General features: G+C 41.0%; 16 protein-coding genes. 4 read left to right on the top strand and 12 right to left on the bottom strand.

What is annotated here, in order from left to right:
• Positions 1-40 precede the first annotated feature (40 nt).
• The 4 genes from H4J65_RS04970 to hutC form a co-directional block, all read right to left on the bottom strand.
• A complete protein-coding gene (locus H4J65_RS04970) occupies positions 41-493 on the bottom strand; it encodes an NfeD family protein (RefSeq protein ID WP_182196224.1) in 453 nt (150 codons plus the stop codon).
• Between the two features lie 394 nt (positions 494-887).
• Entirely contained in the window at positions 888-2,432 is a 1,545-nt protein-coding gene (gene hutH, locus H4J65_RS04965; protein ID WP_220465096.1) for a histidine ammonia-lyase, read from the bottom strand.
• 101 nt (positions 2,433-2,533) lie between these two features.
• Entirely contained in the window at positions 2,534-4,225 is a 1,692-nt protein-coding gene (hutU, locus tag H4J65_RS04960; RefSeq protein ID WP_182196221.1) for a urocanate hydratase, read from the bottom strand.
• Between the two features lie 81 nt (positions 4,226-4,306).
• Positions 4,307-5,017, bottom strand: a complete 711-nt coding sequence (gene hutC, locus H4J65_RS04955; RefSeq protein ID WP_182183331.1) for a histidine utilization repressor — start codon at positions 5,015-5,017, stop codon at positions 4,307-4,309.
• A gap of 266 nt (positions 5,018-5,283) precedes the next feature.
• Between hutC and hutI the strand changes: the two genes are divergently transcribed.
• Positions 5,284-6,519: an imidazolonepropionase gene (gene hutI / locus H4J65_RS04950; protein ID WP_182183328.1), complete on the top strand. Its 1,236-nt coding sequence runs from the start codon at positions 5,284-5,286 to the stop codon at positions 6,517-6,519.
• A 251-nt stretch (positions 6,520-6,770) separates the two neighbouring features.
• On the opposite strand, the gene rraA is transcribed toward hutI, so the two are convergent.
• The 6 genes from rraA to priA all read right to left on the bottom strand — a co-directional run bounded on the left by rraA (position 6,771) and on the right by priA (position 13,689).
• Positions 6,771-7,256: a ribonuclease E activity regulator RraA gene (gene rraA / locus H4J65_RS04945; protein WP_182137464.1), complete on the bottom strand. Its 486-nt coding sequence runs from the start codon at positions 7,254-7,256 to the stop codon at positions 6,771-6,773.
• 508 nt (positions 7,257-7,764) lie between these two features.
• On the bottom strand, positions 7,765-8,166 hold the full coding sequence (locus tag H4J65_RS04940; RefSeq protein ID WP_182196218.1) for a gamma-butyrobetaine hydroxylase-like domain-containing protein: 402 nt from the start codon (positions 8,164-8,166) through the stop codon (positions 7,765-7,767).
• Between the two features lie 27 nt (positions 8,167-8,193).
• On the bottom strand, positions 8,194-9,522 hold the full coding sequence (gene hslU / locus H4J65_RS04935) for an ATP-dependent protease ATPase subunit HslU (RefSeq protein ID WP_182137462.1): 1,329 nt from the start codon (positions 9,520-9,522) through the stop codon (positions 8,194-8,196).
• Positions 9,523-9,545: 23 nt separating this feature from the next.
• Complete coding sequence (gene hslV, locus H4J65_RS04930) at positions 9,546-10,064, bottom strand: ATP-dependent protease subunit HslV (RefSeq protein WP_182137461.1); 519 nt, start codon at positions 10,062-10,064, stop codon at positions 9,546-9,548.
• 484 nt (positions 10,065-10,548) lie between these two features.
• A complete protein-coding gene (locus H4J65_RS04925; protein WP_182183326.1) occupies positions 10,549-11,109 on the bottom strand; it encodes an SPOR domain-containing protein in 561 nt (186 codons plus the stop codon).
• A 363-nt stretch (positions 11,110-11,472) separates the two neighbouring features.
• Positions 11,473-13,689 carry a primosomal protein N' gene (gene priA / locus H4J65_RS04920; RefSeq protein WP_259367530.1) on the bottom strand — a complete coding sequence of 739 codons (2,217 nt, stop codon included), beginning with the start codon at positions 13,687-13,689 and terminating at the stop codon, positions 11,473-11,475.
• Positions 13,690-13,936: 247 nt separating this feature from the next.
• On the opposite strand from priA, the gene rpmE reads away from it, so the two are divergent.
• The 3 genes from rpmE to alr all read left to right on the top strand — a co-directional run bounded on the left by rpmE (position 13,937) and on the right by alr (position 17,136).
• Positions 13,937-14,149: a 50S ribosomal protein L31 gene (gene rpmE, locus H4J65_RS04915; protein ID WP_182137458.1), complete on the top strand. Its 213-nt coding sequence runs from the start codon at positions 13,937-13,939 to the stop codon at positions 14,147-14,149.
• 482 nt (positions 14,150-14,631) lie between these two features.
• Positions 14,632-16,050: a replicative DNA helicase gene (gene dnaB / locus H4J65_RS04910; RefSeq protein ID WP_182137457.1), complete on the top strand. Its 1,419-nt coding sequence runs from the start codon at positions 14,632-14,634 to the stop codon at positions 16,048-16,050.
• A 12-nt stretch (positions 16,051-16,062) separates the two neighbouring features.
• Positions 16,063-17,136, top strand: coding sequence for an alanine racemase (gene alr, locus H4J65_RS04905; RefSeq protein ID WP_182196291.1), 1,074 nt, complete (start codon positions 16,063-16,065; stop codon positions 17,134-17,136).
• Positions 17,137-17,323: 187 nt separating this feature from the next.
• Here the strand turns inward: alr and H4J65_RS04900 are convergent, their stop codons facing one another.
• Both H4J65_RS04900 and H4J65_RS04895 read right to left on the bottom strand, forming a co-directional pair.
• The gene (locus tag H4J65_RS04900; protein WP_182196209.1) at positions 17,324-17,881 is read right to left on the bottom strand and encodes a carboxymuconolactone decarboxylase family protein; all 558 of its coding nucleotides are present in this window, start codon (positions 17,879-17,881) and stop codon (positions 17,324-17,326) included.
• 480 nt (positions 17,882-18,361) lie between these two features.
• The gene (locus tag H4J65_RS04895) at positions 18,362-19,000 is read right to left on the bottom strand and encodes a TetR/AcrR family transcriptional regulator (RefSeq protein WP_182196205.1); all 639 of its coding nucleotides are present in this window, start codon (positions 18,998-19,000) and stop codon (positions 18,362-18,364) included.
• Positions 19,001-19,185 lie beyond the last annotated feature (185 nt).

The raw sequence follows: 19,185 nt of genomic DNA, 5'->3' as shown, positions 1-19,185 counted from the left end.
ATTTTTAAATGGCGTTAAATTGAGGCTTAACCTCTACGGTTTATTTGATAGGCTCAACCACTAAAGAAATGTTTTCTTTACACACAATAGCGGCTTCACTACCCGCTTGGATAATAGAACCATCACTTAACGCCGTCCATGTTGTGCCTTGATACTCAACTCTACCTGCTTGTGTACCTGGGCCTATTTGTTCGAGTACACGTACTTTTTTACCATAAATATCGACCTCTTCATAAATATTTTCAATAATCGTTTCACCCGCAAAAAATCGCTCGGTAATAAAATAAACTAAAACCAGTAGAAAGGTGGCGAGGATGAACCAGGTGGTGAGGGTTAATACCCAAGTATCAAGTATTTGTTGTTGTACACCAACAGCCACTAGCAATGAGGCTATGCCTAAATTAAGTAAAATACCGCCTGGAACAAAAATCTCTAAACAGGCGAATAAAATAGCTAGGGCGAGCCAAGTTTCAAAAAACAGTATGTATTCCATTGCCACCTCTATGATGTATGTGCGGTTAATTTTACGTTAACAGCGATCCATTCAAAGTAGCAAGCACGACATATTATGTCAAGTGATTCAGGTTAAAGGCAATTATGTGAAAGAAAGTTGGCGCTAGGCATTATTTGATCAGGTAAGTAATCAATTAGGTATAAGCATGGTTGGAGTTAATGAAGGTACTAATGCCTTGCAAGGCAGGATGTCTGAGCAAGGCCTGAACATGGTTACTTCTTCATATCCATGTGATGGTGACATACGGTTCATCTTGAACATCGTTACTCTTTCACATCCATGTGATCGTAACATACCCTTCCTCCTGAACATAAAAAAGCCAAACATGGATATTTGGCTTGATACAGTTAACTTAACTTAAATTTAACTGGAACTAGAAGCTAGGTAATAAGGCTTCAGGCATGAAATTGTTGAACTCACCTTCAGCAATAATCGACGATGCGTCAGCAATATCTGGCGCAAAGTATCTGTCTTTATCATAAAAACTGACAACTTGGCGTAAAATTGATTTAGCCAATTCAACATTTTTAGAACCTTTTAATGGCGCTCTAAAATCTAGACCTTGTGCCGCCGCCAAGTATTCAACAGCTAACACACCGTTAGTATTTTCAGCCATATCAGCAAGACGACGGCCAGCAAAGCAAGCCATAGAGACGTGATCTTCTTGATTTGCTGAAGTGGGTAAGCTATCAACAGAGGCTGGATGGGCTAATGATTTATTTTCTGAGGCTAAAGCGGCAGAGGTGACTTGTGCAATCATAAAGCCAGAGTTTATTCCGCCATTATCGACTAAAAACGCGGGTAATTTACTGAGGTTTGCATCGATTAATAGCGCCATTCTACGCTCTGATATTGAACCAATTTCGGCAATCGCTAACGCTAAGTTATCTGCTGCCATGGCAACAGGCTCGGCATGGAAGTTACCCGCAGAGATAAAGTCACCTTCGTTGGCGAAAACTAACGGGTTATCGGTCACACCGTTGGCTTCAACATGAAGTACTTCAGCCGCTTGGCGAATTTGTGTTAAACATGCACCCATCACTTGTGGCTGACAACGCAGTGAGTAAGGGTCTTGCACTTTTTCACAATCAAGGTGCGAAGAACCTATGGCTGAGTTGTGGTCTAAAATGTGACGGTATGCGTGAGCGGCATCGATTTGTCCGCGTTGACCACGAGCTTGATGTACGCGATCATCAAAAGGGGCGCGAGAACCCATGGCCGCTTCAACTGACATAGAGCCAATAACCACACCAGCAGCAAATAAATCTTCCGCGTGAAATAGGCCTTCTAATGAAAATGCCGTTGACGCTTGTGTGCCATTGAGTAGTGCTAAACCTTCTTTTGCCGCTAAGGTCATGATCTCAAGACCGGCTATTTTTAAGCCTTCAACCGCTGAAATAACTTCATCGTTATGCGACATTTCGCCTTCACCCAATAAGGGTAATACCATATGAGAAAGCGGCGCTAAATCACCAGAAGCACCAACAGAGCCTTTTTTAGGCACACACGGATAGACTTCTGCGTTTAATAGGGTAATTAGCGCTTGAATAACTTCTAAGCGAATACCAGAAAAACCGCGTGATAATGAATTGATTTTCAAAACCATCATTAAACGAACAGTGGCATCATCCATGTACTCGCCAAAGCCGGCTGAGTGAGACAATACGATTGAGCGCTGTAATAATTCTAATTGGTCATTTTGGATACGGGTACTGGCCAGTAAACCAAAGCCGGTATTAATACCGTAAACCACGCGATCTTCCGCGATAACTTTTTGCACCGCTTCAGCGCTTTTGTTAATACCTTCAAAGGCACTTTCATCTAAGCTAAATTGTATACCTTCATACTTAGTTACGGCGCGTAATTGTTTTAGCGTAAGCTGGCCTGGAATAATATTTAATGTGTTCATTACTGACATGTTATCTGTCCTATTTTTAAATTTTTATGAATTCAATGAAAATTGCACCAAGATCATCGTTAAAAAAGGTGCAATTATGCGTTAAGCTAAACAGGTTGTTACTAAACCTTGCCGTTAGCACCATCAATCATAGGCAGGTCTAGGCCTTGTTCTTTTGCACAATCAATTGCAATGTCGTAACCGGCATCGGCATGACGCATAACACCGGTAGCAGGGTCGTTCCATAATACACGGCTAATGCGTTTTGCCGCGGCATCAGTACCATCAGCGACAATAACCACACCAGAATGCTGACTAAAGCCCATGCCTACGCCACCACCGTGATGTAGGCTAACCCAAGTAGCGCCGCCTGAAGTTGACAACAAGGCATTAAGTAGCGGCCAATCAGATACGGCGTCAGAGCCATCAAGCATGCTTTCAGTTTCACGATTTGGTGAAGCAACTGAGCCAGAGTCTAAGTGATCGCGGCCAATAACAACGGGTGCTGATAATTCGCCAGTTTTTACCATTTCGTTAAAGGCTAATGCTAAGCGAGCACGGTCTTTTAAACCTGCCCAACAAATACGGGCAGGTAAGCCTTGAAAAGCAATACGTTCACGCGCCATATCTAACCAGTTATGTAAGTGTGGATTGTCTGGAATAAGCTCTTTCACTTTGGCGTCAGTTTTATAGATATCTTCTGGATCACCCGATAATGCTACCCAGCGAAATGGTCCAATGCCTTCACAAAATAGTGGCCTAACATAAGCCGGTACAAAGCCAGGAAAATTAAAGGCATTTTTCACCCCTTCTTCCAAAGCCATTTGACGAATGTTGTTACCATAATCTGTGGTAGCAGCACCAGCCGCTTGTAGATCAAGCATGGCCTGTACTTGCACAGCCATTGAATGTTTAGCCGCTTTTACAACGCCAGCTTCGTCTTCAAGACGCATTTTTGCCGCTTGCGCCATGTTCCAGCCTTGTGGTAAATAACCGTTGAGCGGATCATGTGCTGAGGTTTGATCCGTTACTATGTCGGGGGTAACACCACGTTTGACTAATTCAGGGAAAATATCAGCGGTATTACCTAATAAACCCACAGAGATCGCTTCGCCTTTTGCTGTCGCATCATTGATCATCGCTAATGCTTCATCTAACGAGGTGGCTTTTTTATCGACGTAGCGAGTCTTTAGGCGAAAATCGATACGAGACTCATCACATTCAACAACTAAGGCAGAAAAGCCCGCCATAGTTGCTGCCAGTGGTTGAGCGCCACCCATGCCACCTAAACCACCGGTAAGTACCCATTTACCTTTAGCGTTTCCAGCAAAGTGCTGTTTTGCCATGGCGACAAAAGTCTCATAAGTGCCTTGCACTATGCCTTGCGAGCCAATGTAAATCCATGAACCTGCGGTCATTTGGCCGTACATCATTAAACCTTGTTTATCTAACTCATTAAAATGCTCCCAGTTTGCCCAGTGCGGCACTAAGTTTGAGTTAGCAATTAATACCCGTGGAGCATCGGCGTGAGTTTTAAAAACGCCAACTGGCTTACCAGATTGCACCATCAAGGTTTCGTCATCTTCTAGGCGATCCAATGTTTCTACAATTTTGTCGTAACATGCCCAGTTACGTGTAGCACGGCCGATACCACCATAAACCACTAATGACTGTGGGTGTTCGGCAACTTCTTCATCTAAATTATTCATTAGCATGCGTTTTGCCGCTTCAGTTAACCAGCTTTTTGCAGTGATTTTACTGCCACGTGCGGCACGAATTTTACGGCTAGTGTCGATTCTATTATTTATTGTCATGGTGGACCTCTACAAATGTAAATTGTTGGCTAAAATGAGAACTTTTCTCGCTTCGATATGCGTAAATTAAAGATGCGTAAATTAAAAAATTAAATGACTGCCTAAGCGGTATTTATTTCCTGGTGAGGTTAAAGTGGCTAAACTCACCACACCTTGGCTTGACCAGGTGCGACGTTTAACCTGTAAACAAGGGGTGATATGGCTAATCGCTAATAAGCGGCCAATATCTTCACTGGCTAATACGGCTTCCACCTCATGTGTTGCTTCGGTCAATGGTGCTTCGGATGATAAATATGCATGTGGCGTAATTTGTGTAAAGTCTTGTTCAAGATAATTAGCCACTAATTTTGGATTAACAAAGCGTTGCTCTAATTGTATGGGGGCATTATTTTCAAAATGCAGCACGCTTGAGTAATAGGCGATATCACCGGCTTTAAGGGCTAATAAAATCGCCACTTCTTCGTTGACTTTAACGGCCTTTAAGATAAGTTGTTGAGCATGATATTGATGACCACGCTCGTGTATTTCATCGGCTATATTGCGAATTTCTAGTAATGAAGACTGTGACTTAAAGTTTGCGACAAAAGTACCAGAGCCTTGAGAACGCACCAATAAACCTTGCTCAGTAAGCTCTTGTAAAGCACGGCGAGCGGTCATTCTACTGACCGAAAACTGCTCGGTAAGCTCATTTTCTGATGGGACTTTACTGTGTTCAAGCCACTGGCCAGATTCTATTTTTTCACAGATGTGCTGTTTGATAACACGGTACTTTGCGGTTTTTACTTGTGTCATTGTCATACCTAATACGGGATAATGTGCAGAGTAAACTCTAACTTGTATATACAATCTCATTTTTTCTCTGCAAGGTCAAGAGTTGTATATACAAGCTTGCTTGTTAATTTGCTATCAGTTAAAGTGAAATTATAAATAAACGCTAAGTTTTGTTGGGTCATGTTGGGTCATGTTGGGTCATATTGAAATGCCATAAGTCATGGCATTTTAAAAGTAACCTAAAAGTAGCATTAAGGTTAGCGGTAAATAAGCAATTTGGAATTTTTATGTCGACGAAAACACAACACTGGCAAACCCTTTGGACTCATGTCAATTTAGCCACTATGACCGATGGAGCAAAAACTTACGCCACGATTGAAAATGGCGCTATAGCGATTGCGAATGGAAAAATTGCTTGGCTAGGCACAACCGCCGAACTGCCTGACTTTGATACGGCTAGTGTAAAGGTAATTGACGGCAAGGGCGCTTGGTTAACGCCAGGCTTTATCGATTGTCATAGCCATATTGTTTATGGTGGCAACCGCGCGAATGAATTTGAAATGCGCCTTGAAGGTAAGGGCTATGAAGAAATTGCCAAGGCTGGCGGTGGTATTATTTCAACGGTTAAAGCAACCCGTGCTGCTAGCGAAGATGAGTTATTTATCAGCGCATTAAAACGTTTAACGGTTTTGCATCAAGAAGGTGTTACTAGCATCGAAATTAAATCAGGTTATGGTTTAGACACGGATACTGAAATTAAAATGCTCAATGTCGCTACTAAATTAGGGCAAGCATTACCGGTGACAGTACAAAGAACATTTTTAGGTGCGCATGCGCTACCTGTTGAGTATCAAGGTCGTGCGGATGAGTACATTGATTTGGTCTGTAAAGAGATGATACCGCACATAGCAAAAAATAAACTAGCTGATGCAGTTGATGTGTTTTGTGAAGGTATTGGTTTTAATTTAGCGCAAACCGAAAAAGTATTTGCGGCAGCCAAGGCGCATAATTTACCGATAAAAGTGCATGCCGAACAGCTGTCTAACCTTGGTGGCACTAAGTTAGCCGCAAAATACCAAGCGCTATCTGCTGATCATATTGAATTTTTAGACGAGGCAGGTATTGCGGCCATGAAAGTGGCTAATATGACCGCGGTATTATTGCCGGGTGCATTTTACTTCTTACGTGAAACCCAGTTACCCCCAATTGAGCTATTGCGTAAACACGGTGTGAGTATGGCTATTGCTACCGATGTAAATCCCGGTTCGTCACCGATTAACTCACTGCAGCTAATGCTCAATATGGCTTGTACATTTTTTAGGTTAACGCCGGTTGAAGTTCTTGCGGGAGTGACCTGTCACGGCGCAAAAGCGCTAGGCTTGTCGAGCAGTAAAGGGCAGTTAGCCGTGGGTTATGATGCGGATATTGCTTGTTGGGATATTAATCAGCCGGCTGAATTATGTTATCAGTTTGGTGTGAATCCGCTGACTCGTCTAATGAAGGCTGGGGAAATAGTGATTTAGCTTAGGGTGAGTTAACTTGAAGTTGCATGGGTCACTAGAACAGCTAGTGATTGCTCAGCCTTACTTAGTCGATGTAACTGGCATATTATATAGTCGTAATCGACAACACCTTGATGACGACAGACAAGGCGTTTGCTCAAAGCCAGTGCTATAGCAAAGATAAGCCAGCAAGTATTGCCATACGGTTTAAGTATGGCAAGTGGCATTATGAACAGTATTTACATATTCAAACGAGATAAAACTAGGCTTAACTAGTCAATATCTAAGGGGTCAGGCGATAAAATAACACCGGTATTATCGGCATAAATATGATCATCAGGTAAAAAGGTTACGCCGGCAAAGTTTATTGCCAAGTCGCTTTCGCCAATGTTGCTGGTGCTGGCGCCAACAGGGATCGACAATAAGCCTTGTATGCCAATATCAATATCTTCTAAGGCGTCAACGTCTCGTACACTACCAAAACAAATAATGCCTTCCCAATTATTCTTTGCGGCTTGTTCAGCAATACTAATATTAATCAGTGCGCGACGTGTTGAGCCACCACCGTCAATAACCAAGACCTTGCCGGTACCGTCAGTGTCAACTAGCTCAGCAATTAAGCCATTATTTTCAAAGCACTTTACCGTGACAACTTTACCGCCAAAAGAACTTTTGCCACCATAATTACTAAATAAGGGTTCAAGTACATCGATTAAATCAGTGTATATATCACACAGCTCTGAGGTGTTGTATTCCATAGTAAGTTTTTCCTAGGTCGCGTTTCTTATTAACTAGTATAACGGTTGAATAGACAGGCACAACCGCTAAGCCGCTATACTTGCTAAATAAACCTAACGAAAGCATATATAAAAAGTGGGACTTAATCATGGTTATTAGCTTTTAATAAGCGTTATATTTATGCTTGTTGGGGGTAGCTTGTGCTTGATTTTTCTCCAGAAACTATCATAGCGCTGAAAATAGGTGGATTATTGTCAGATTTAAGTAAATCGGTCTGGGTAAATAGCTTTAGCAAAAGGATGCGAAATTTACTCACCATTGTAGCTATTAGGTTATATCGCTAGTGATGCTGTTTAAGGGGGTTTTATCAGTAAGGCTAGTGCATCAGTAAGGCTATTGCATTAGTAGGCGATAATGGAATATGGGTTTACTCAGTAACTAAAGCGTAAAAGATTTCAGTGAAAATTTTTACATTTAAAATCAGAGACGCTTTACTGTGCTGGCCGGTATTACAGTGCCTAAGGGGTATTACTTAACTTCTGTAATTTCTATCGATGCTTCTCGGCTATTTACCGTTGAGCCTGTACTTTGTAGGTAATTTTGCCAACGCTGTTGATATTCTGCGCCGAGTGTTTTTAAGTAATCGCTATTATAAATACTGCTATGTTCATCATCAAAAATAAATCGGTAGCCATGTTTGCCCACCGACTCAATTTTTAGCAGACGTACCTGCTTTTTATGATAAACCTTTGGCGCTGAACCAGCTACCTGACCTTTGTCTGTGGTTGGAGCAAACACACGTAAATATTCGAAGCTTAAATCAATCGCTTCGCCGTTTTGTTGTTCAATATCTTCAAGCTCAGTCCTACCAAAAGAAACCGACAAACTCGCTGTAGCATTATTGATCACAAAGCGGTTAATTTTACTCATGTATTACTCCTAACCGTATTTTATCTATTATAAAATAAAGCGACTTAGATCTTCATCTTTAATCAGATCAGATAAAATATTAGCAACAAATTCAGCATCGATTAGAATGCTTTCTCCAGCGCGATCATTGGCGGTAAACGAAAGCTCTTCGATTAAGCGTTCCATCATGGTATGTAAACGTCGCGCACCAATATTTTCAGTACTTTCGTTAACTTGCCACGCAGCATTAGCAACCGCTTTAATGCCATCTTCACTAAATGAAATATGCACGCCTTCAGTCGCTAACAAGGCAATATATTGCTCTGTTAAAGAGGCATTAGGCTCAGTGAGTATGCGCACAAAGTCTTCAGCGGTGAGCGGCTTTAATTCAACACGGATCGGTAGTCGACCTTGTAATTCTGGAATTAAATCAGAGGGCTTTGACATTTGAAAAGCGCCAGAAGCAATAAATAAGATATGGTCAGTTTTCACCATACCGTGTTTAGTGCTAACGGTAGAACCTTCAATTAATGGTAACAAGTCTCGTTGTACACCTTCTCTTGATACGTCAGGGCCTGAACTTTCACCACGTTTGCAAATTTTATCTATTTCATCAATAAAGACAATACCGTTTTGTTCAACCGCGTATATTGCTTTTTCTTTGATGTCGTCTTGATTAACTATTTTCGCCGCTTCTTCTTCTTGCAAGGCCTTGAAAGCCTCTTTAATTTTCAGTTTACGTTTTTTGGTTTTATCACTCGACATGCTTTGGAACATGTTTTGTAATTGTGAAGTCATGTCTTCCATGCCAGGAGGTGCCATAATTTCAACGCCAACTTGTGGTGCGGCTAAGTCGAGTTCAATTTCTTTGTCATCGAGTTGGCCTTCGCGTAATTTTTTACGAAAGGCTTGACGAGTTGAACTGTTTTCTGGTTGCTCGTCGTTGCCTGAACTGTCGCGAGCTGGCGGCAGTAATATATCTAAAATACGTTCTTCAGCAGCTTCTTCGGCTAAGTGTTTTACACGAGCCATTTCCCGCTCTTTGGTCATCTTAATGGCCATATCAGCAAGATCACGAATAATAGTTTCGACTTCTTTACCGACATAACCGACTTCGGTGAACTTAGTTGCTTCCACTTTAATAAAGGGTGCATTGGCTAGTTTAGCTAAGCGTCGAGCTATTTCTGTTTTACCGACACCTGTGGGGCCAATCATCAGAATATTCTTAGGGGTAACTTCATCGCGCAACTCTTCGTTCAGTTGCATTCTACGCCAGCGGTTTCTCAGTGCTATTGCAACCGCTCGTTTGGCATCGCTTTGACCAACAATGTGGTTATCGAGTTCGTGAACTATCTCACGTGGTGTCATATTCGACATATTAATTCCTTACAAATTGGCGGTTATAGTTCATCAATCACATGTTGTTGATTGGTAAATACACAAATGTCACCAGCAATTTTCAATGATTTTTCAACGATTTCTTTGGCAGAAAGCTCGGTATTTTCAAGTAATGCTGTGGCTGCTGATTGGGCAAAATTCCCACCACTACCAATGGCAATGAGATCGTTTTCTGCTTGAATAACATCACCATTACCGGTAATGATGAGTGAGGCTGTTTCATCAGCAACGGCTAATAAAGCTTCTAGTTTGCGCAGCGCACGATCACTGCGCCAATCTTTTGCTAGTTCAACGGCCGCTTTAGTTAAATGACCTTGATGCATTTCTAGCTTGCTTTCAAAACGTTCAAATAGGGTAAATGCATCAGCTGTGCCGCCAGCAAAACCTGCAAGTACTTTGCCATTATATAAACGGCGCACTTTGCGTGCATTACCTTTCATTACAGTGTTGCCAAGGGAAACTTGACCATCACCACCAATGGCAACTTTGCCATTACGTCGGACAGAAACAATAGTAGTCACAATTAACCTCTTCCATATTGCCAACTGATATAGTCGGCTTGTCTAATGTAGATTAGATAAGGGGTGGCTTAAGCTTTTTCAAGGGAGCGGTGATGAATAATAGTAAACAGACAACTTTAAACGATTTTAAGCTATACATTTGCGTTGTCTGTTAAAAACAATATCGTTCAGTGTTAAGTTGGCTGTAGGTTGAATTTTAGCTTGTAGCTATGAGATGAAGTGACTATTTTTATGATCAGCTGTCGGTATTTTATTGTTGTCGTTTATCGGTATTAATACCGATAAACGAGGCAAGCATTGAGTCAGTCTTTGAATACAGAGTTAGTATTTGTCGCTTTAAAAGGGGGCTAGTTGACCACGGCAAGTTATGCCTTGAAACTGACGGTTTAATACTAATTGAGATACCTTAATAAATCGGCTGGAAAAGGCCTTAAGCAATTCATACATATATAAATACATACATTGCTAAAGTATCAATATTGAGTTAATCCCAACCCCAAATTTTACAAGCGTGGATCGCGTTGTTTTTTAATTTATGTTTATCTTTTTCTGCGTTACGTTTTTTATCGTAAGGGCCTAAATAAACTTTATACCAGGTTGACGAGCTACCGACAGATTTACCCACTTGTGCTTCTAGGCCAGTGAAGGCTATTTTTGCTTTTAATGACTCTGCTTGTTTACGAGTTCTAAATGAGCCACATTGCATTTTATAGGGGCCTTTGTTCTTAACTTCGTACTGACCTACTTCAATTTCTTTACTTTTTAGGTCATCAACGTAGGTCCATTTTTCCTTTGGTAGTTCAGGTAATTCAGCGACTTCTGTAGTCTTTTTTACCTTGATCACTTTAGGGGCAACAACGACTGCAGGTTGCTTGTCTTTAATGCTCCACAGCAGGTAGCCAAAACTGGGCAACGCGATCACTAAAAAAGCGGCAATTAATTTTACTTTCAATGAGCTACCTTGAGCTGGTTCAACATTTTTTTTATATGGGCTTTGTTTTTTATTTTTTACTCGAGAGCGGGAAACGTAATCTTGATGTGCCATGAAAAACTTTATACTAGAAAACTTTCGTCAATTCTAACCAACTACTAAAGAAATATCACCCATTGAGTGCATTAATTGCATAAAACTCAGCCCAGGCTAAACATGAGTAGGGATTAAGGGAAGTTTAAAGACAAGTTTTTAGCTGTCAGCTGTCAGTAAGTTAAAGAAGCTTTGAGCTTGGTTTTACTGTGTTTTTGCTCCTGCAGTCCTCCTGCTTTTCTCCCTGTTAACTAGGTTTTTTTTACAGGGAGGGAAGAGTGAGACAAGCCTGAGTAGGGATTAAGGGAAGTTTAAAGACAAGTTTTTAGCTTGGTTTTTCCTCCTGGTGAAGTAGGCTGTAGGCTGTGTTTTTCGACGCAGCAATTACCAGCTTAAGTCTACTGGGTCGATATCAATTGACCATTTAACTTTTGATTGCCATTCATTTGTGGCGCTATGGTGAATTAGCTTAAATACGGCTTGATGCAGCTGTTTTCTAGATTTGGCTTGCAAAATTAAGTGGAATCTAAATTTACCCGCTTTTTTCCCCATTGCTGCTGGCACAGGCCCAGCAAACTGGCAACCTTCAAAGGCTATTTGGGTCATAGCACGTAAAAATTTTTCTGGGTAAGAAGGGTAGTTTGCTTCAGCTCTAAATAATGCTTGAAAGCTAAAGGGTGGCAATAAGGCTTGTTGGCGCTCAATAAGCGCTTGTTTAGCAAAGTGTTGATAGCCATTTTGTACTAAGTCTTGCAGTAATGGATGATCAGGGAATTTACTTTGTACCATGACTTTACCAGGCTTACTTGCGCGACCGGCTCGGCCTGACACTTGTACTAAAAGTTGTGCCATATGTTCAGCCGCGCGAAAGTCGTAACTAAATAAAGCCCCATCAACATCAAGCACAGCAACTAAGGTGACATCAGGAAAGTGATGGCCTTTTGCTAGCATTTGGGTGCCAATCAAGAGTTGATGCTCTTTATTACTGACCTCGGTTAATAACTTAGCTAAGGCACCTTTTTTACGCGTGCTGTCTCGGTCAATGCGCACGGTAGAATAATCAGGAAACAATTCACCAATTTTTTCTTCTAATTGCTCTGTGCCTTGTCCTAAGGGTTTAATGCGAACACTGCCACAACTTGGGCATTGTGGTGGAATGCGTTTTTGACTGGCGCAATGATGGCAAATCAGCAACCCTTGGCCCTGATGTAAGGTAAAAGGTTTATTACAGCGTTGGCAATCAGCAATCCAATGGCATTCTTGGCAGTTAATAGCGGGGGCATAACCACGACGATTAAGAAAAATTAATGCTTGCTCACCACGGGCTAAGGTATTTTTTATGGCTTGTTTTAAGCTACCGGAAAGGCCATGTTCCATTTGTTGTTGCGCCACATCTATTAAGCTGATTTTTGCTGTTGAGGCATTACCGGCACGTTTGCGTAATTGATGATAATGATATTTTCCGCTCAAGGCATTTTGCAGTGACTCAAAACTGGGTGTGGCAGTGCCGAGTATAATGGGAATATTAAGTTGCCTAGCTCTGAGTATGGCAATATCGCGCGCATGATAGCGAAAGCTGTCTTGCTGTTTAAATGAAGCATCGTGTTCTTCATCAACAATGATCATGCCCAAATCATTAAGCGGAGTAAAGATAGCCGAGCGGGTACCAATAACAATCGCCGCGGTTCCTCGTTGTGCTTCTAGCCAAGTTTGTAAGCGTTCTTTGTCGTTCAAACCTGAGTGATGCAGGCTTATCGGCACATTAAAGCGTTGTTCGAAGCGACTTAAGGTTTGTGGTGTTAGGCCAATTTCAGGTACTAAGACTAACACTTGTTTGTTGTTGGCCAGTATTTGCTCCATGGCCTGTAAATAAACCTCGGTTTTACCACTACCGGTTATACCATCAACTAAGTGACAAGAAAACTGCGCTTGCAGCTCTTTCACCGTGGCGACAATTAACGCTTGTTCTGTTGATAATTCTAGTCGGTTATCTTGCTGTAATGCTTGCTCTTGCCATTGAAATAAAGTTACCGCACGGCTTTTATTATAAATGAATTCTTTTTTCTCAAGGGCATTAAGCTGTGCTTTATTAAAGCCAAGGGTTAGTAACTCTGACCATGTCATGCCTTGATGCTGGTTAAGCATAGTGAGTAACTCAGCTTGTTTGGGTGAGCGTTTGGCGGTAGTTGTTTGTTCTTCTTCGCTTAAGTCTGCTTTTGTTAACCAAACTTGCGGTAGCTCAACATCAGGTTGTTTTATTTGTCGCAATAAAACCGGTAATGCTTGTTGGAACACATCACCAATAGGATGATGGTAGTAGTCGCTACAGCGTTGAATAAAATGCAGTAATTGAGGTGAAAAACTGAAGTTGTCATTAACGCGACTGAGCACTGATTTTAATTTTTTAGCTGCATATTCAGTGCTTTCATCTATCGACAAAACAATACCAACCACTTGACGAGAGCCAAAAGGCACAATAACTCGTTCACCTAATTGCACGGCGTTAGTGTTGAGTTCCGCCGGTAGTTTGTAAGTAAACAACTGGCGCATAGGAACGGGTATTGCAACTTGCAGGTATATATCTGTTGAAGTTATTGCCAAAAATACTGTCATATAGAAATAAAATGTTATGCATATTCTACTGCTTAATGACGCAATGCCAAGCTCGAAAATTAGACCAGGGGGATTTTTATGAAATTAAGCGCTTTATTGCTCAATTTTTTAGCAATTTTTATTGCCATAGGAAGAGCGATACTATAACATTCGCCTCCATTATTTTTAACTCGTATGGTGCTTGGCAGCAATAATGACTGACCGAGTGGCGATGCGGCCTTAACAGAGGTTTCCCATGAAAGACGGTATCCATCCAAATTATACAGAGTTCAAGGCAACTTGTTCTTGTGGTAACATTATTACAACTCGTTCAACTGTAACTAAAGACATACATCTTGACGTGTGTTCAGAATGTCACCCATTCTATACTGGCAAGCAAAAATCTGCTGAGACCGGTGGTCGTGTTGATAAATTCAACAAGCGTTTTGGTGCTCTTAGCAAGAAGTAATTCTGCTAATATACCAGTAGAAAAAAGCACCTTTAGGTGCTTTTTTTTTGTCAAAAATTAAGCTTGTGTGTCATGTTAACTCAACATTTTTATCCTCTTAACGTCGCTTAAAATAAATTTTGTTATTTTTCTTAACTGCCAAGATCGCTTTAAGTTGTTCATCATAGCTAAATCACGTGATTTGGCCATATATAGAGTTGCTAAATACCTTACAAAATATACATACGCGTGATCTCGACGCTTTGAAATAGCTAAATAGTGCGTTAAATCGCTTAGTCGTGCTTTATTTATTGACGTTATAACAAGAAAATTCAATCCTTTTTGGCGGCTAAAATAGTGAGATATTTCTTGTTAATATCATTTTGCTTATGGGGAATTTCTGCTATATTTGCTCTCTTTATTTTCGAATAATTTTATAAAGTTTATTGCGCCAATATGCTCGCCAATAAGCAGAGATTATCGCCAAGCATTTAAGGTGTGATATGGCCGATCGCAAGCCAACCAAGTTTAGTAAAAACAATCAGTTTCCTCGAGACAAACAAATTGATGAGTTAAAAGTTCCGCCGCATTCTTTAGAGGCAGAGCAATCAGTGCTAGGTGGTTTATTGTTAGATAACGAAACTTGGGACCGCGTAAGTGAACGAGTTGTTGCACAAGACTTCTATAGTAGATCACATCGTATTACTTTTGAGACTATTGGTCGGTTAATTGAGTTAGGTGAGCCGGTCGATTTGATCACCTTATCTGAAGCGCTTGAAAACGATCAAAAGCTTGATGATGTTGGTGGTTTTGTTTATCTCGCTGAAATGATGAAAAACACACCAAGTGCCGCCAATATCACCGCCTATGCGACTATTGTGCGTGAACGTGCGGTAACGCGCGAAATGATCAGTGTGGCTAATGAAATTGCAGAAGCGGGTTATGATCCACAAGGGCGTAGTAGTGCCGATTTACTCGATTTTGCCGAAACTAAGGTTTTTGCGATTGCCGAGCAACGTGCTAATAAGTCGGAAGGCCCAGAAAATATTAATTCAGTCTTAGAAAAAACGGTTGATCGTATTGAGAAACTTTGTGCATCACCGACTAACGGTGTTACTGGCGTTTCAAGTGGCTTTACTGATTTAGATAAAATGACTGCAGGTTTTCAAAAATCTGATCTCATCATTGTTGCTGGCCGTCCGTCTATGGGTAAAACGACTTTTGCCATGAACTTGGCCGAACATGCTGCCATGACTGAAGATAAACCCGCGTTAATCTTCAGCTTAGAGATGCCGTCAGAGCAACTCATGATGCGTATGCTGGCATCACTTGGTCGTATTGACCAAACTAAAATTCGTACCGGTCAATTAGAAGATGAAGATTGGGCGCGGTTATCATCAACCATGGGCTTGTTAATTGAAAAAGGTAAAATGTTTATTGATGATGCGGCGGGCTTAACACCAACCGATGTGCGTTCGCGAGCACGACGTATTGCCCGAGATCATGGCGGTATTAGTATGATCATGATCGATTACCTGCAATTGATGCGTGCGCCACAATTTTCTGATAACAGAACCTTGGAAATTGCTGAAATATCTCGTTCATTAAAAGCGTTGGCAAAAGAATTAGAAGTGCCAGTAGTGGCGTTATCTCAACTTAACCGTGGCTTGGAGCAGCGTTCTGATAAACGACCAATAAACTCAGATTTACGTGAATCAGGTTCAATTGAGCAAGATGCTGACTTAATCATGTTTATTTATCGTGATGAGGTTTATCACGATGATTCTGAATACAAAGGTATGGCTGAAATTATTATTGGTAAACAGCGTAATGGCCCTATTGGTCGAGTGCCTTTAACCTTCCAAGGACAATTTTCTCGTTTCGATAATTATGCTGGCCCGCACGTATTAGGCGAAGATTAAACGCCCATGACATTGCACACAGCCACGGCGATTATTGATTTAGATGCACTAAGTGATAATTACCAGCTTATTCAGTCATTATCGCCTAAGGCTAAAATTTTAGCGGTACTTAAAGCGAATAGTTATGGTCATGGTTTAGAGCTGATTGCTAAAGCACTGCCCAATGCTGATGCTTTTGGTGTCGCGCGTATTGATGAAGCGCTGGCACTTAGAGCCGCGGGCATTGTAAAACCTATTGTATTGCTTGAAGGTTTTTTTGCTAAAGAAGATATTGATATACTGGCGGCGAGTAACTTACAAACCATAGTGCATAACGAGCAACAGCTGGCGGCTATTTTGGATGCTACACTGGATGCTCCGCTAAAAGTTTGGCTGAAAATCGATACTGGCATGCATAGACTGGGTATTAATCCCGAGCAACTAGCACATTTTTATCAAGCGTTAAGTCAATCAAAAAATGTTCAGCAGCCCATAGTGCTGATGAGCCACTTAGGTTGTGCGGATGATAAAAACAACTTAGCAACAGCGAAACAAATCTCCTTATTTGATCAACTTAGCGCTGATTTACCCCTCGAAAAAAGTTTAGCTAATTCTGCTGGCGTTTTACTTTGGCCAGAAAGCCATTATCAATGGATTAGACCTGGCTTATTACTTTATGGTGTTTCACCACTAGCAGCAGATAGCTACATAGACGGTATTGCCCCAGTCATGACTTTGCAATCAAGTTTGATCTCTGTACGTGAAATTGCGGCAGGATCTGCGGTTGGCTATGGCGGTGCTTGGGTGAGTGAAAGTAAGACTATTATAGGTGTAGTTGCTATTGGCTATGGTGATGGTTATCCCCGCCATGCCCCTAACGGTACACCGGTTTTAATTAATGGTCGACGTGTGCCGCTTATTGGCCGGGTAACTATGGATATGATCACGGTAGATTTAGGCGCTCAAAGCCAAGATAGCGTTGGCGATATTGCCACGTTATGGGGCAAAGGTTTAGCAGTTGAAGAAGTGGCTGAATTTGCTACAACTATTCCTTACGAACTTTTGTGTAATATTACCCGTCGTGTGCATATTCAGCTGGCAAAGTAACCATAAAAATTCACTCTTAAAAGTTATAAAAAGTGATAAAAAGTGGCTAGGCTATGACAGTAAAGCCGTTCTAGATTGCATTTTATAATAGCGCGGTTATCAATCGTACACTTTGCCTTTTGCTGTTAGCACAGAAAATAGCGACTAAAGCCATGTAGATGGTTTAGTCGCTAGATAAAAACGCCCGTTACTTGGCTGTTTTTTCCCAAGCGAATGGCTTGAATGCATCATCAACAGGTGTTTCGGCAATATGATTGGTATAATTGCTGATCACTTTTTGTGATAAACCTAAAATGATCTCCAACAACTGTTGCTCACCGTAACCAGCAGCATAGAATGCCGCTAATTCTTCATTAGTAACATTGCCTCGATTACGAACAATAATTAAGGTCATATCAAGTAAAGCTTGCAGTTTAGCCGTAGGCATTGCTTGTTGATCACGCAATGCTTGCGTTAAATCAGGATCTACTTTCATTGAGTGTGCAATGCCGGTATGAGCGGGTACACAGTATGTACAGCCGTGCTCAACATTGATGCCTTGCCAAACTACGGTGAGTTCTTCTGCGTCAAATGAAGAGTTAACAAAAAGCTCATGTAATGTTTGGTATGCGCTTAATAAACCGGGTGACGAAGCTAACACGCCGTGCAAGTTAGGTAACATACCGTATGCACTAACTGATTTTTCTAATAGTGCTTTACTTGCTTCTGGTGCTGATTCAATCGTGTGTGTAGTTAATGTCGTCATATCAAATTTCCTTTATAAAAGCAGCTTGTAACAACAGATTGCTGTTGCAATAAGCTTATTGTTATTTAATGCTTAAAAAATTGACCAACCAGCTAAGAATATATTTAATATACCGGTCGGTAAGTAATTGCCTATTATTGTACCGATCGGTATGATTAAGTCAACAGCCAGCGATATAAATAATTTAGTTTGCTAGGACTTTGTTAAGTAAAATATTTATTAAGTTATAAAATCAGATAGTTATGTGTATTTCTGGTATTTGGTATTGCCTTAGTGATTAGCAATTAAAGTAGATTAAGAGTTACTGAGGTTGATTAAGCGTAATTAAAGTTGAGCAAGGAAATAAAGCGTAGGCAGTTGTAGCGCTAAGCTGAACTCATGATAATGCATATCAATGGTTATCAATGGTTATCAATGGCTATCAATAGGTATAGGGCCTTCGAATTTCAGCAGTAAAGTTGAGGCAGGTAGTAGAGAAGACTAGGGTAATTTTGGTGTTGGCGCAGCATGGTTTTTACCGGTACTAAATACGCCAGTCAACATAGTATCAATAACAAATTCAAGTTCTGTTGGTGGTACTTTTGAGCGCGCCATCGATGCTGTGCCTTTTAGTGCCGTGTATAAACTTAAGGCGTTACCGGCTGAATTTTCATTTAAGCCTAAGGATATTGCTTCCTCATCAGTGGAGAATAACTCGGTCAATAAAGCTTTGGGCGCTGCTTCTATGTCAATAAGTAACTTTGCCGCTTCTGTTGGAATATCACCACCAGCGACTTCTGATTGACACAGTACCAAATAACAACCTTTGGGTTGCTCAGTGCTGCATTGCATACCGACAATTGACATCATATAGTTTTTTAAACGTGTTTTTAATGGTATGTTTGCTGCGTATAAAGCGCCAAGGTGGGCTTTCATATTATTTTCTATATAGTGTTGAGTCGCTTTAATAAATAAGCTTTCTTTATTACCAAACGCGCTATACATACTAGGTTTGTTAATATTCATACTCGTTGTTAAATCAGCTAAAGAAGCGCCCACAAAACCTTTCGCCCAAAACACTTCCATTGCTGCTTGCAATGCAGTTTGCTCATTAAATTTGCGTTTGCGACCACTAACCACAACAATATCCGTTCACTTTGTTTGAATATCTATATTGTACCAAAGGGTATTTTTAAGTTCAATCGCTCAAATAGGCACGGAAAAACACTTATAAAACTATGCTTCGATAGCAGATAAATAGCTATGTTTTAAACTTTTAACCACAAAAATCTAGTGTGTAGCCGAGTAATGCCAATTTCATTAAT

The sequence above is a fragment of the Colwellia sp. MB02u-9 genome (assembly GCF_014077085.1).
In the GTDB taxonomy this organism is placed as follows: Bacteria; Pseudomonadota; Gammaproteobacteria; order Enterobacterales; family Alteromonadaceae; genus Cognaticolwellia.
Note: the sequence above shows the minus strand (reverse complement) of the source record. Positions and strands in the feature narration are given on the sequence as shown.